Here is a 13,224-nt window from a genome sequence, read left to right as displayed (position 1 = left end):
ATGCTTGATCCCGTCACCCTGGCGGTCCTGAAGGGCCGCCTGGAACAGATTGCCGATGAGATGGACGCGACGCTGTACCGCAGCGCGTTCAACCCCATCATTGCCGAGGCCCATGACGCCTGCCACGGCATGTACGACGCGGCCACCGGCGCCACCCTGATCCAGGGCAAATCCGGGCTGCCCGTGTTCGTGGGCGCGATGGCCTTTGCCGTCAAGGCGGCGGCGCGGGTGGCCGCCGAGCGGGGCGGCATGGTGGATGGCGACGTCTGGCTCTTCAATGACCCGTACGAAGGTGGCACCCACGCCAATGACTTCAAGCTGGTGCGCCCGGTGTTCCGGGCCGGCCAGCTGTTCTGCTATCTGGCGTCGGCCGCCCATTGGCACGACGTGGGTGGCGCGGTGCCTGGCAACTACAACCCGGCGGCCACCGAATGCTGGCAGGAAGCGGTGCAGATTCCGCCCGTGCGCATCGTGCGCGCCGGCGTCCTGGACCTGGACGTGCTGGCCATCCTGAAGGCCAACACGCGCTTGCCCGACAGCCTGTGGGGCGACTTGAACGGCCAGTTGGCCGCGCTGGAACTGGGCGCGGGCCGGTTGGACGGCCTGCTGGACGAATACGGCGACGCCACGGTGCTGGAATCCCTGGAGACCTTGCGCGCGCGTGCACGCCGCCTGATGCGTGACCACATCACGGCCTTGCCCGATGGCGAATACGCCTTTGAAGACATGCTGGACAACGACGGCGTGCGCGATACGCCCTTGCGCATCGCGCTGAACCTGAAGATCGAAGGCGAGCGGCTGACGCTGGACTTCAACGGCACGTCGCCCGCCTGCGCGGGCCCCGTCAATATTTCCCGCGCCACGGCGATTGCCGCCTGCTACGTGGCGCTCAAGCATCTGTTCCCGGACGTGCCGGCCAACGCCGGGGTGCTGGACGCGGTGGACGTGGTGCTGCCGGATGGCCTGGTCATCTCGGCCGACCGTCCGCGCCCGGTCGGCGGCTACACCGAAACCATCCTGCGCATGATCGACGTGATTTTCTGCGCGATGGCGCGGGCGGCGCCCAAGCGCGCCATGGCGCAGGCCTACGGCACGATCAACGCGCTATCCATTGCCGGGTACCGCAGCGACGCGGCGCGCAAGGGGCAGCGTTGGGTGATGTTCAGCTTTTTTGGCGGTGGCCATGGCGGCCATTCGGATGGCGACGGGCTCAGCCACGGCAATGCGCCGATCTCCACCGCCACCATTCCGCCGCTGGAGATCCTGGAGGCCGCGTACCCCGTGCGCTTCACGCAATGGGCGCTGCGCCCGGACTCGGCGGGCGCCGGCACGCACCGGGGCGGGCTGGGCGCCGTGTATGAAATCGAGCTGCTGGAAGACAGCGCCGAGGCCTTCATCTTCGGTGAACGCGGACGCAGCGCGCCCAAGGGCATCGCGGGTGGCGGCGAGGCGGCGTTGAACGTTTTCCGGTATCAGCAGGACGGGCAATGGCACAGCCCGCCCATGAGTTCCAAGATGCTGGGCATCCAGTTGCAGCGCGGCGACCGCGTGCGGCTGGAGACGCCGGGCGGGGGCGGCTATGGCGATCCGGCCGGGCGGGCGCCGGCGGCGCTTGAGCACGACCGCAAGATGGGCTATGTCGGCGACAACAAGAAGGAGCAGGTGGCATGAGCGCGGCACAAGAGAAACGCGAAGAGAAACGCGGCGGGGGCGGGGAACACACGAAGACGGGCTTGGTCGTCGGCGTGGACGTGGGCGGCACGTTCACGGATCTGTTCGTGCTGGATGAGGCCAGCGGCACGGCCACCGTGGTCAAGGTGCCGTCCACGCGCGGCGAAGAGGCGCGCGGTTTCATGAACGGCATCGCCCAGGCGGCCGACGGCGCGGGCGCCATCGCCACCATCGTGCACGGCACCACCGTGGGCACCAATGCGCTGCTGGAACGCAAGGTGGCGCGCACCGGCATCATCACGACGGCAGGCTTTCGCGATGTGCTGGAAATGCGCCGGCGCGACCGTCCCCAGACCTGGGGCCTGCGCGGCAACTATGTGCCGGTGGTGCCGCGAGACCTGCGCCTGGAGGTCAGTGAGCGCGTGCTGGCCGATGGCACGGTGCACACGCCCGTGAACCTGGATCACGTCGAGGCCGCCGCGCGCGCCTTGCTGGAGCAGGGCTGCGACGCCGTCTGCGTGTTCTTCGTCAATGCCTATGCCAATCCGGTCAATGAAGCGCAGGCCGTGGCCCGCGTGCGCGCCATCTGGCCCAATGGCCACGTCACGGCCGCCACTGAAGTGCTGCCGGAGATCCGCGAGTTCGAGCGCTGCTCGACGGCCGTGCTGAATGCCGCGTTGCAGCCGGTGGTGGGCAGCTACCTGACCCGGCTGGAAGCCGACCTGCAACAGCAGGGCTTTGACGGCGAGCTGCTGGTGGTGCAGAGCAACGGCGGCGTGATGTCGCGCCAGACTGCCTGCGATGTGCCCGTGCGCACCGCGCTGTCCGGGCCAGCCGCAGGCGTGATCGCCTGCGCGGCCATCGCGCGCGCCTCGGGCTTTCCCAATGTGGTGACCGGCGACATGGGCGGCACCTCGTTTGACGTGTCGCTGGTGGCGGGCGGCGAAGCCTCGCTGTCGGCGCAGACAGCCATCGACTTCGGCATGGTGGTGCGCGCGCCGATGATCCAGATCGAAACCATCGGCGCGGGCGGCGGGTCGATCGCCAGCGTGGATGCGGGCGGCCTGTTGCAGGTGGGCCCCGAGTCCGCCGGCAGCATACCCGGCCCGGCGTGCTACGGCCGCGGCAATACGCGGCCCACCGTCACCGACGCCAACGTGCTGCTGGGCCGCATCTCGGCAGAGCGCCCCCTGGGCGGTGGCCTGCTTGCCACCATGAACGTCGAGCTGGCGCGCGCCGCCATCGACGAGCACGTAGCGCGCCCGCTGGGCCTGGACGTGCATGCGGCGGCCGAGGCGATCCTGACCGTGGCCAACGCCAAGATGGCGGGCGCGATCCGCGTCGTGTCCATCGAACGCGGACATGATCCGCGCAAATTCGCCTACATGCCGTTTGGCGGCGGCGGCGCGCTGCACGTGTGCGCCATGATGAATGAAGTGGACGCGGCCCATGGCATCGTGCCGCGGTACCCGGGCGTCACCTCCGCGTTGGGCTGCGTCATGGCCGACATGCGGCACGACGGCGTGCAGACGTTGAACACCGCGCTGGACGCACTGGACGCCAGCGATCTGCTGGCGCGCATCGACGGCCTGGCGGCGGCCTGCCAGGAACGGCTGGACTCGGCGGGCGTGGCCTTTGACGGCATCCGCGAGGTCATTGAGCTGGACATGCTCTACGTAGGCCAAAGCCACACATTGCGGGTGGAAGTCACGCGGGACGCGCTGCACCGCGCCGGCATCGCCGCCGCGTTCGAAGACGCCTACCGCGCCGCCTTTGGCCGCAGCCTGACCGGCATTGCCGTGCGCATCCTGAATCTGCGCTATGCGCGCATCGGCCAGCGTCCCAAGTTCGACCTGGCCCTGCTGGCGCCAACATGCCAGCAGATGCCGCCGTCGTTGGGCACGCAGCGCGTCTTCCACGCCGGCCAGTGGCGCGACGCCGTGCGGTATGCGCGTCTGGACCTGCCGGTGGACGCCGAGGTGGCCGGCCCCGCCATTCTTGAGCAGCCCGACACCACCATCTGGATCGAACCCGGCTTTGCCGGCCGCGTCGACGCGCTGGGCAATCTGCTGGTTACCCGCCAGGACGCCTAGGAGACCGCCATGCATGTTTTGGATCCCCGCACGACCGCCTTGCTCGTCATCGACCTGCAAAACGATTTCCTGACGCCGGGTGGCGCCTATGACCGGGGCGGCGCGGTCAGCCGGGAGGCGCGCGCCTTGCCGGCCCGCGTGGCGCCGGTGGCCCGCAAGCTCAAGGGGCAGGGCGGCTTTGTCGCCGCCAGCCAGTTCACATTGTGGCCCGACGCGCATGGCGAGCCCATGATCTCGCCGCACCTGAAACAGCTGCGTCCGTTCCTGGCGAAAGGCGATTTCGCCGCAGGGTCGCGCGGCCAGGACAACGTGGCCGAACTGGACGGGCTGGTGGATGTGTCGGTCTGGAAAGTGGCGTATTCCGCCTTCTTCAATACGCAGCTGGACTGGGTGCTGCGCCGCGCCGGCATCTCAAGCGTGGTGATCGCGGGCATCGTCACCAATGGCGGCGTGGCCAGCACCGCGCGCGACGCCCACATGCGGGACTATCACGTGACCGTGCTGGCGGACGGCTGCGCCGCGCCCACGCCCGCCATGCACGACGCCGCGCTGGCTGACCTGCGCACGGTGGCCGACGTGACGTCGTGCCAGGACTTTCTGGACAGGTTGGGCCGGTGAGCGCGCCCGTCGTCAAACGCGGCGAGCCAGATGCCGACGCCATGCACGTGCCGGTGGCCATCATCGGTGCGGGTGCTTGCGGACTGACTGCTGCCTTGCGGCTGGCGGACGCCGGCATCGACACCGTGCTGATCGAACGCGATGCCGCGCCCAGCGGCTCATCGGCCTTGTCGTCGGGGTTCATCCCCGCCGCCGGGACAGCGGTGCAGCGCGCCGCCGGCATCGATGACGACGCCGGGCGCTTTGCCGCCGACATCCAGGCCAAGGCGCAGGGCGCGGCCGCGCCGCATCTGGTCGCCGCCTATGCCGGAGCCGCCGCGGCGGCCATGGACGCCTTGGCGGGCCATGGCCTGGCGTTTGAAGTGCTGGACGGCTTTCTGTATCCCGGCCATACCGCGCGCCGCATGCACACCTTGCCCGAACGCACGGGCGCGGCGCTGGTGGCCGCGCTGGAGCGCGCGGCGACGCAAGCGGGCGCGTATCTGCTGACGCGCGCGCTGGCCCGTGAGATCTGGGTGGATGAGGCGGGCCGCGTCACCGCGGTGGGATGCGAACGGCCCGATGGTTCGATCGACCTGATCGGCTGCGACGTGTTGATCCTGGCGTGCAACGGCTTTGGCGGCAACGCCGCCATGGTGGCCGAACACCTGCCCGCGATGCGTGACGCGGTCTACGGCGGCCATGTGGGCAATGACGGCAGCGCCATCGCCTGGGGCGCCCAGCTGGGCGCGGGCCTGGCCGACCTGGGCGGTTATCAAGGCCATGGGTCATGGGCGACGCCGCAAGGCGCGCTGATCTCGTGGGCCGTCATGATGGACGGCGGCGTGCAGATCAACGGTGACGGACGCCGCTTTCATGACGAGACGCACGGCTACTCCGAAGCCGCGGTCCACGTGCTGGCGCAGCCGGGCGGCGTGGCCTGGAACGTATTCGATGACCGCACGCTGGCGCTGGCGCGCGGCTTTCCCGACTTCGTCGCGGCCGAAGCCGGCCACGCACGCAAGACTTGCGCCGACGCCGCCGCGCTGGCGGCGCTGATCGGCTGCGATGCCGAGACCTTGCGCCAGACGCTGCACAGCGTGGCCCCCGGCGCGTCCGACCTTCACGGCCGCCGCTTTGAACGCGCGCTGCAAGCGCCGTATCACGCCATCAAAGTGACCGGCGCGCTGTTTCACACGCAAGGCGGGCTGGATATCGACGCGCAGTGCCGCGTGCGGGACGCTCACGGCCAGGCCTTGCCCAATCTGCTCGCCGCGGGCGGCGCGGCGCGTGGCGTGTCGGGCAACGACGTGTCGGGCTACTTGTCCGGCAACGGCTTGCTCAGCGCGGTGGCGGGCGGCCATATCGCCGCCGCCACCGCGGCCGCGCTGCTCGGGCGCGAGCTTGGACACGAAACCCATGAGGCAACCCCATGACGCAATCGCTGAAAACCCAATTGGCCAACGGCGCCGTGCTGGCCCCAGGCATCTATGACCCCTTGTCGGCCTTGATCGCCGAGCAGGCGGGCTTTGCTGCGCTATATCTGTCCGGCGCTTCGATCGCCTACACGCGGCTGGGCCGCTCGGACATCGGCCTGACCACCTATTCCGAGGTCGAGGACACGCTGGCCCGCATCACCGAGCGCGTGGCCACGCCGGTCATCGTGGATGCCGATACGGGCTTTGGCAATGCGCTGAATACCCAGCGCACCGTGCGCGGCTTCGAGCGCGCGGGCGCGGCGATGATCCAGCTGGAAGATCAGACCTTTCCCAAGCGCTGCGGGCATCTGGATGGCAAGACGGTGATTCCCGCCGCCGAAATGTGCGGCAAGCTGCGCGCGGCGGTGGATGCGCGCGTTCATGCGTCCACGCTGATTCTGGCGCGCACCGATGCGCTGGCGGTGGACGGGCTGGACGCCGCGCTGGACAGGGCCGAAGCCTATCTGGAAGCGGGCGCCGACGCGCTGTTCATCGAAGCGCTGCGCACGCCGGCGCAGATGCAGGCCGCCTGCGCGCGCTTTGCCGCGCGCGTGCCGCTGCTGGCCAATATGGTCGAAGGCGGCAAGACGCCCGTGCAAAGCGCCGACGCGCTGACCGCACTGGGCTTTCGCATCGTGATCTTTCCCGGCGGCACGGCGCGCGCGGTGGCGCACACCTTGCAGGGCTATTACGGCAGCCTGCGCCAGCACGGCACGACCGCACCCTGGAAAGAACGGATGCTGGATTTCGACGGCCTGAACGATGTGATCGGCACGCCGGAATTGCTGGAGGCGGGACGCCGGTACGAAGGCTAGCCCCGCGTCGCGGGTCCGGCCACAGACGAAAAGCGCCGTGCAGCGCGGGACGAATCCGTCAGCGCGGCGTACGCTGGTGCGGCACCAGTGGCGGCACGGGCTGAGCGGCGATCAGTTCCCAGAAGTTCGGCAGGAAGCACTCGGCTACCAGCAGGGGCTGGCCCTGGCGCCAGAATACGGAACGACGAGCCCAGATGCGGGCAGCGTCCCGGTCGCGCTGTTCGACTGGCAATACGCTGCGCGCCGTGGCGTGGAACGGGACCGGCGAGGCCAGTCGGCGGCAGGCGAATGGTGAGCGGATGACGGTGCTGTCGTGGTACAGCATGTCGGCCAACGGCCGGGTCAGCAGGCGGCGCATGCCTTGCCAGGCGCCGTGAGACGCGCCAAGCGGAGTCAGGCTGCGGGCAGGGACGCTGTCCACGCCATTCACTGACATCAGCACTTCTCGTATCCAGACCGGCGTGCCGGGGGCAATGCCCATCGCGCGGGCTTCATCCAGCGGAGCGCCATCGGCATATTCGGCCAACACGCGCAGGCGCACTTGACCCACCTGACGCAGGCCAGCGGTCAGCGCGCCCGGGCGAAACAGCCAGTGGCGCAGGGCAGGGGGCAGGATGGGCGGTGCGTCCGTCAGCCAGCCTGTGGCAAGAGGGGGGTGATGTGCTGCGGGTTTCATCATGGCTGCGTATTATGCCAAGCCCGGCTGACGGCCCCAATGCGTCGCAGTGACGCAGTGCAAAAAAGGGCGGTGGGGGCAAACGTCTGGCATGTTGATCCGATCGTCCGGGAAAGCACTTATTGTCCCCGGCGCGGGCGCCTCTCTATTATTTGCCCACGGTCAGTATTGACCTGAATGCCTTGTTTCCCTTGGCGGACCCCATGATTGGGCTTCGCGCTTCCTGGGCAGGCATGCAGTCCCCGCAGCAATAATTGCTGCTTGAACATGTGTCTGGCTATGAAAGCCCCCGACTTGCACGCTATGCGTGGTCGGGGGCTTTTTTGTTTTCAAATTTTGATGAGGGAGATCCCATGCAAGCGTCAGACCCGCAGTGTTCCCCGGACGTGGCGACCTGGGTTGCCAGTGTGCAGATGGCCCCCGTGATGGGGGCGGTGGCCGCCAACGTGGCCCGTTCGGCGGAATTGGTCGAACAGGCGGCCGCCCAGGGCGCGCGGCTGGTGGTGCTGCCCGAACTGGCGAACACGGGCTACGTGTTTGAAAGCCGCGAAGAGGCCTATGCGCTGGCGGAACCCGTGCCCAGCGGCGTCACCTCGCAGGCCTGGATCGCGTTGGCGCAGCGGCTGGGCATCTATCTGGTCGCGGGCATTGCCGAACGCAGCGGGGACCGCTTGTACAACGCCGCGCTGATCGCCGGACCCGCCGGCTATATCGGCACTTACCGCAAGCTGCACTTGTGGGGCGATGAGAATCTGTACTTTGAAGCGGGCGATCTGGGTTTGCCGGTGTTCCATACTGAGCTGGGCCGCCTGGGCGTCGCCATTTGCTACGACGGCTGGTTTCCCGAGGTGTACCGGCTCTTGGCGGTACGCGGCGCCGACATCGTGGCGGTGCCCACCAATTGGGTACCGATGCCGGGGCAGACGCCCGACGGGCCAGTCATGGCGCATGCCTTGACCATCGGTGCCGCGCATAGCAATGGCCTGACGGTGGTCTGCGCCGACCGCGTGGGCGTCGAACGCGGCCAGCCGTTCGTGGGCCGCAGCCTGATCGTGGGATCGCAAGGTTGGACAGCTGCCGGCCCCGCCAGCGCTGATCAGGAAGAGGTCCTGCTGGCGCCCATCGACGTGAAGGCGTCGCGCCGGGCGCGTCAATTGAATGATTTCAACCATGTGCTGCGCGATAGGCGCTGCGACATCTACGAAGAGCAACTGGGCGCGGTCGACGCCCTGCGGCAACGTTAAGCGACGGCTAATAGTCGCGCCCCCAAGGAGCAATCTCATGAAAATCCCATTCAGCAGCTTCCGTATCCGCTTGTCGCTTGTCGCATTATTGGCGGGTGCCGGCGCCGTGCATGCCGCGGAGCCCTTGCGCATCGGTGTGCCGGTCGGCCTGTCCGGCGCCAATAGCGTCGTGGCGCCCGGCGTGGTGCAGGCATCGCAATTGGCCGCCGACGAAATCAACGCGGCCGGCGGCATTCTGGGCCGCCAGATCGTGCTGGAAATCGCGGACGACGCCTCGGGCGCCGTGGGCGCCCAGAAGGCGTACGACACGCTGGTCTTCCAGAAGAAGGTGGATGCCATCATCGCCATGGAAACCAGTGCGGCGCGCAACGCCGCGCTGCCCATCGTGTCGCGCGGAAAGGTGCCCTACATCTACACCTCGTTCTACGAAGGCCGTTCGTGCAACCGCTGGATGCATGTGAACGGTTGGGTGCCCGAGCAGCAGGTCGCGCCGGTGGTCGACCACTTCATGAAAGAGCGCAACGCCAAGACCTTTTTCCTGGTCGGCAGCGACTATGCGTTCGGTCGAGGGATGCTGAAGTTCACGCGGGAATACATCGAAAAGCAGGGCGGGCGCGTGGTGGGCGAGGAATATCTGCCCATGGATGGCTCGGACTGGACGCCGGTGGTGTCAAAGATCCGTTCTGCCAATCCCGATGCGCTGATCAGTTCAACGGCGGGGGGCGGGCCGAACGTCAGCCTGGCCAAGCAGATCAAGGCAGCGGGGCTGTCCATGCCCTACGGCAATCTGGCAATCGATGAAGGCACGGCCAAGACCATGGGCGATACGGCGGTGGGCATGTACATATCCGCGTCGTACCTGACCAGCATCGATACGCCCCAGAACCGTAAATTCCTGGACGGCCTGAAGGCGAAGTTCGGCAACGACGCCAAGACCGCCAACGAGTTTTCCGGGCCGCAGTACGAAGCCTTCTATCTGTACAAGGCGGCGGTCGAGAAGGCCGGCGGCATGGATCCGCAGAAGGTGGTGCAGGCGTTGAGCGAAGTGTCGTTCGATGGCCCGCGCGGCCCGGTGAAGATGGATCGGCAGCGGCATGCGGCGCTGACCATGCGTTTGGGGCAGGTGCAACAGGACGGCTCCATCAAGATCCTTCAGACGTTCAATCAGGTGGATCCGGGCGCACAATGCCCTGACCTGAAGTGACGCTGCGGTAACACGAGACAAGCACCGCCGGCCCGTCCGGCGGCGCCGGAGACCGATATGGGTTTGCTGCTGGACATCTTGAGCACGGCTGCCATGCTGTTTATCGTGACGGCGGGGCTGATGATCATCTTTGGTGTGATGAAGATCGTCAATTTCGCGCATGGGGCCATTCTTACCCTGGGAAGCTATGCCAGTCTGGTGGTGACCCAACTGGGCTTGAATCCCTGGCTGGCGCTGCCATTCGCGCTGGTTGTTGGCGTGGTGGTGGGAATGGGCGTCGAACGCCTGATCGTGCAGCCGCTGTACAAGCGGCCGCTGGACGCCATTCTGGCCACGTGGGGGCTGGGCATCGTGATCGGCCAGCTCATCACCGTGGCATTCGGGCGCGAGGTGCAGTTCGTGGATTCGCCTATCCAGGGCGCCGTGTCGTTCCTGGGCGTGGAGTATTCGGCCTACCGCCTGTTCCTGGTGCCCGGCGCGTTGCTGATGTATGCCGCCATGACCTTGCTGCTCAATGGCACGCGCTTCGGCGTGCGGACCCGTGCGGTCATCATGAATGAAGACTTGGCGCGTGGCTTGGGCATCAACGCCGAGCGCATTCGCTTCACCACGTTCGGCCTGGGGGCCGGGTTGGGGGCGCTTGCCGGCGCGCTGATCACACCGCTGTCCAGCGTTGATCCGAACATGGGCCTGCCTTGGCTGGTCAGCGCCTTCATGCTGGTCATGGTGTCGGGCCATTCGATCACCGCCTTGTTGCTGACCTGCCTGGTCTATGGCGCCTGCCAGGTGCTGGTGAGCATCTACGTCAGTCCGATTCTGGGCGGCGTCACCATCGCCGTGCTGGCCGCGCTGACGCTGCGCCTGCGTCCCCAAGGATTCGCCCATGACTGATCAATCACTTGTCCGACCCGGATCGGCCGCCGCCCAGTCCGAGGGACGCGCGACACCTGCTGTGCGCGCCCGCGCGCTGCCGTGGCTGGCTGGCGCGTGCCTGGCGCTGACCGTGGCGGGTCCCTGGCTGTTTGATACCTATCTATTGAACGTGCTGATCAAGGCGATGTTCTTCGCCGTGGCGGCGGTGACGGTGGACGTGCTGTGGGGTTACACGGGCCATCTGACATTCGGCCAGTCCGCCTTTTTCGGCGTGGGCGCCTATGCCGCCGGGTTGGCGTTCACGCACTACGGCTTTTCACCCACGACGGCGGTGCTGGCCGCGTTGGCGGCGGTGGCGGGCGCGGTGCTGTTGGCGTTGGTGACGGGGTGGTTGTCGTTCTACAGAGGGGCGTCGCCATTCTTCGCGACGGTCATTTCGCTGGTGCTGCCCATTGTGCTGATGCAGCTGGTGCTGGCCGGCGGCACCTACACCGGATCGTCTTCGGGCCTGACCGGTTACGAGACCTTCGATCTGTCGCTTGAGGCCTGGTATGTGGTCGCGGCGGGGACACTGTCGGTGGTGGCGATTTTGGCGTGGGTGGTGATGCGCAGCGATGGCGGCCGCATCCTGGTGGCGCTGCGCGACAACGAAGCGCGGTGCAGCTACCTGGGCCTGAACACGGCGCATTGGCGCATTGTGCTGCTGGTGGTGTGCGGCGCGGTGGCCAGCCTGGCGGGATTTGGCTATGGCGCCTTCAGCGGCGTGGTGGCGCCGGAGTTGACGGGCTTCGTATTCGGCACGGAATTGATCATCTGGGTGGCGCTGGGCGGACGCGGCACCATCTGGGGGCCGGTATTGGGGGCCATCCTCATCAACGTGGCGGGTTCCTATCTCAGTGGCAACATGCCATTTGTCTGGCAGTTGCTGCTGGGCGTGACGTTCATTCTGGTGATTCTGCTGTTGCCGCGTGGCTTGCTGCCCTTGTTGACGGCGCCGTTCCGCCGGCGCGGCGCGGTGGCGTCGGTGCCGGCGCTTGGCGTGCGCGCCGGACAACCGCGGCCGGCCAGTGGCGCGTCCTGGGCGTTGAACCTGGCCGGCGTGGCCAAGCGGTTTGGCAGCCTGAAGGTGCTGGAAGGCATCGACCTGAAGGCGCGCGGCGGGGAACTGGTGGGCCTGATTGGCCCCAACGGCGCGGGCAAGACCACGTTGATGCGCTGCATCGCCGATGGCGCGGAACGCTCGGAAGGCACGCTGGAACTCTATGGCCATCCGATCCTGCGCGATGGCCCTGAACAATGCGTGCGCCACGGGCTGGGGCGAAAATTCCAGAACGCCAATGTATTCGACACGATGACCGTGGCGGAAAGCCTGCGTATCGCCACGACTTTGCGGGAACAACCTTCCTGGTGGCGGCGCTCGGACACGCTGGACTTGCCGCCTTACGCGCTGGAAGTCCTGCAAGTGACCGGGTTGGACCAATCCCTGGGCAGCGTGGCTCGCGACTTGTCGCACGGGCAGCAACAGGCGCTGGAACTGGCGATGGTGCTTGCGCTGGAACCCCGCATCGTGCTGCTGGACGAACCCACCGCAGGCCTTAGCAAGGCCGAGCGGGCGCGGATCGGTCAGATGCTGTCAGCGCTGGCGCACAAGTACGGCTTGTGTTGCCTGCTGGTAGAGCACGATCTGGATTTCGTGAAGGAAGTGGCGACGCGGATCGTGGTCTTGCATCAAGGTCGGATCGTCATGGACGGCAGTTTCCGCGATGTCGTGGAATCCGAGTTGGTGCGCACCATCTACGCAGGCAGCGCGCCGGCCGCGCAAGGAGCAGGACAATGACGAGAACCGTGCCAGCGCTCTGCCTGGAAGGCGTGTCCAGCGGCTACAAGGGCTCGGTGGTGCTGAACGATATTTCGCTGTCGGTCGAGCGCGGCACCTGCGTGGCGCTGCTGGGCAAGAACGGCATGGGAAAGAGCACGCTGCTGAAGACCATCATGGGCTACCTGCCGAAGTTGCGAGGCCGCGTCAGCGTGGGCGCCGTCGACGCCACGCGCTTGCGTCCGCACGAAGTGGCGCGTTGCGGCGTTGCGTATGCGGCCCAGGAACAGCCGTTGTTCCCGGACCTCAGCATACGCGACAACCTGCGGCTGGGCCTGCCCCGCGAGAATCTCTTTGACGAGCGTTTTGCCGAAGTCGCCGAGCTGTTCCCGGTGTTCGCGACCCGGCTGCGCCAGCATGCCGGCACCTTGTCGGGCGGCGAGCAAAAAATGCTGCTGGTCGCCCGCGGGCTGATGCAGCGGCCCGATCTGTTGCTGCTGGACGAAATCACCGAAGGGCTGCAACCGTCGGTGATCGAACGGCTGGGCCGCGCGTTGAACTGGGAACGCGAGCGGCGCGGAACGACGATGTTCATCGTCGAGCAGAACGTGGCTTTTGCCCTGGACGTGGCCGACCGCTACCTGGTGCTGAAACAAGGGGGTATCGTGGATGAAGGCGATGCTGGTGCCCCCCAGGCCATCGGCAATATCATTGATCATCTCAAGGTATGAACGCCGCCGCTTCTATTTCTGCTCTC

The 13,224-nt window shown here is 67.2% G+C and carries 11 protein-coding genes; 10 read left to right on the top strand and 1 reads right to left on the bottom strand.

What is annotated here, in order from left to right; genetic code table 11:
- From HV753_RS06060 to HV753_RS06040, 5 genes are read left to right on the top strand one after another with little or no spacing between them, the layout of a single operon-like run.
- Window positions 1-1,671 carry a hydantoinase B/oxoprolinase family protein gene (locus tag HV753_RS06060; protein WP_175173478.1) on the top strand — a complete coding sequence of 557 codons (1,671 nt, stop codon included), beginning with the start codon at window positions 1-3 and terminating at the stop codon, window positions 1,669-1,671.
- Window positions 1,668-3,764 carry a hydantoinase/oxoprolinase family protein gene (locus tag HV753_RS06055; protein ID WP_246288161.1) on the top strand — a complete coding sequence of 699 codons (2,097 nt, stop codon included), beginning with the start codon at window positions 1,668-1,670 and terminating at the stop codon, window positions 3,762-3,764. Before HV753_RS06060 ends, HV753_RS06055 begins: the two co-directional genes overlap by 4 nt.
- Window positions 3,765-3,773: 9 nt before the next feature.
- A complete protein-coding gene (locus HV753_RS06050) occupies window positions 3,774-4,382 on the top strand; it encodes a cysteine hydrolase family protein (protein ID WP_175173477.1) in 609 nt (202 codons plus the stop codon).
- Entirely contained in the window at window positions 4,379-5,797 is a 1,419-nt protein-coding gene (locus HV753_RS06045; RefSeq protein WP_175173476.1) for an FAD-dependent oxidoreductase, read from the top strand. Before HV753_RS06050 ends, HV753_RS06045 begins: the two co-directional genes overlap by 4 nt.
- Window positions 5,794-6,654 carry an isocitrate lyase/PEP mutase family protein gene (locus HV753_RS06040; RefSeq protein ID WP_175173475.1) on the top strand — a complete coding sequence of 287 codons (861 nt, stop codon included), beginning with the start codon at window positions 5,794-5,796 and terminating at the stop codon, window positions 6,652-6,654. Before HV753_RS06045 ends, HV753_RS06040 begins: the two co-directional genes overlap by 4 nt.
- Before the next feature lie 58 nt (window positions 6,655-6,712).
- On the opposite strand, the gene HV753_RS06035 is transcribed toward HV753_RS06040, so the two are convergent.
- Window positions 6,713-7,333, bottom strand: a complete 621-nt coding sequence (locus HV753_RS06035; RefSeq protein ID WP_175173474.1) for a chorismate--pyruvate lyase family protein — start codon at window positions 7,331-7,333, stop codon at window positions 6,713-6,715.
- Between the two features lie 350 nt (window positions 7,334-7,683).
- Here HV753_RS06035 and HV753_RS06030 point away from each other — a divergent pair, with 350 nt between their 5' ends.
- Genes HV753_RS06030 through HV753_RS06010 form a run of 5 tightly spaced genes read left to right on the top strand, consistent with a single transcriptional unit; the run spans window position 7,684 to window position 13,198 of the window.
- Window positions 7,684-8,574, top strand: a complete 891-nt coding sequence (locus HV753_RS06030) for a nitrilase family protein (RefSeq protein WP_175173473.1) — start codon at window positions 7,684-7,686, stop codon at window positions 8,572-8,574.
- A 37-nt stretch (window positions 8,575-8,611) separates the two neighbouring features.
- Entirely contained in the window at window positions 8,612-9,778 is a 1,167-nt protein-coding gene (locus HV753_RS06025) for a substrate-binding protein (protein WP_175173472.1), read from the top strand.
- 57 nt (window positions 9,779-9,835) lie between these two features.
- Entirely contained in the window at window positions 9,836-10,669 is an 834-nt protein-coding gene (locus tag HV753_RS06020; RefSeq protein ID WP_175173471.1) for a branched-chain amino acid ABC transporter permease, read from the top strand.
- A complete protein-coding gene (locus HV753_RS06015) occupies window positions 10,662-12,488 on the top strand; it encodes a branched-chain amino acid ABC transporter ATP-binding protein/permease (protein WP_175173470.1) in 1,827 nt (608 codons plus the stop codon). The genes HV753_RS06020 and HV753_RS06015 overlap by 8 nt, the downstream gene beginning before the upstream one ends.
- Window positions 12,485-13,198: an ABC transporter ATP-binding protein gene (locus HV753_RS06010; protein WP_175173469.1), complete on the top strand. Its 714-nt coding sequence runs from the start codon at window positions 12,485-12,487 to the stop codon at window positions 13,196-13,198. Before HV753_RS06015 ends, HV753_RS06010 begins: the two co-directional genes overlap by 4 nt.
- The last annotated feature ends 26 nt before the right edge of the window (window positions 13,199-13,224 follow it).

Origin of the sequence: Achromobacter pestifer, from assembly GCF_902859625.1 — a bacterium.
Taxonomy (GTDB): Bacteria; Pseudomonadota; Gammaproteobacteria; order Burkholderiales; family Burkholderiaceae_B; genus Achromobacter; species Achromobacter pestifer.
The sequence above is the reverse complement of the archived record's forward strand: the minus strand, read 5'-3'. Positions and strand labels throughout refer to the sequence as shown.

Excerpts from the sequence above, each read along its gene's own strand:
- HV753_RS06055 (WP_246288161.1), top strand. The coding sequence starts at position 1,668 with ATGAGCGCGGCACAAGAGAAACGCGAAGAGAAACGCGGCGGGGGCGGG.
- HV753_RS06040 (WP_175173475.1), top strand. The coding sequence starts at position 5,794 with ATGACGCAATCGCTGAAAACCCAATTGGCCAACGGCGCCGTGCTGGCC.
- HV753_RS06035 (WP_175173474.1), bottom strand. The coding sequence starts at position 7,333 with ATGATGAAACCCGCAGCACATCACCCCCCTCTTGCCACAGGCTGGCTG.
- HV753_RS06020 (WP_175173471.1), top strand. The coding sequence starts at position 9,836 with ATGGGTTTGCTGCTGGACATCTTGAGCACGGCTGCCATGCTGTTTATC.
- HV753_RS06015 (WP_175173470.1), top strand. The coding sequence starts at position 10,662 with ATGACTGATCAATCACTTGTCCGACCCGGATCGGCCGCCGCCCAGTCC.
- HV753_RS06025 (WP_175173472.1), top strand. The coding sequence starts at position 8,612 with ATGAAAATCCCATTCAGCAGCTTCCGTATCCGCTTGTCGCTTGTCGCA.
- HV753_RS06050 (WP_175173477.1), top strand. The coding sequence starts at position 3,774 with ATGCATGTTTTGGATCCCCGCACGACCGCCTTGCTCGTCATCGACCTG.
- HV753_RS06010 (WP_175173469.1), top strand. The coding sequence starts at position 12,485 with ATGACGAGAACCGTGCCAGCGCTCTGCCTGGAAGGCGTGTCCAGCGGC.
- HV753_RS06030 (WP_175173473.1), top strand. The coding sequence starts at position 7,684 with ATGCAAGCGTCAGACCCGCAGTGTTCCCCGGACGTGGCGACCTGGGTT.
- HV753_RS06060 (WP_175173478.1), top strand. The coding sequence starts at position 1 with ATGCTTGATCCCGTCACCCTGGCGGTCCTGAAGGGCCGCCTGGAACAG.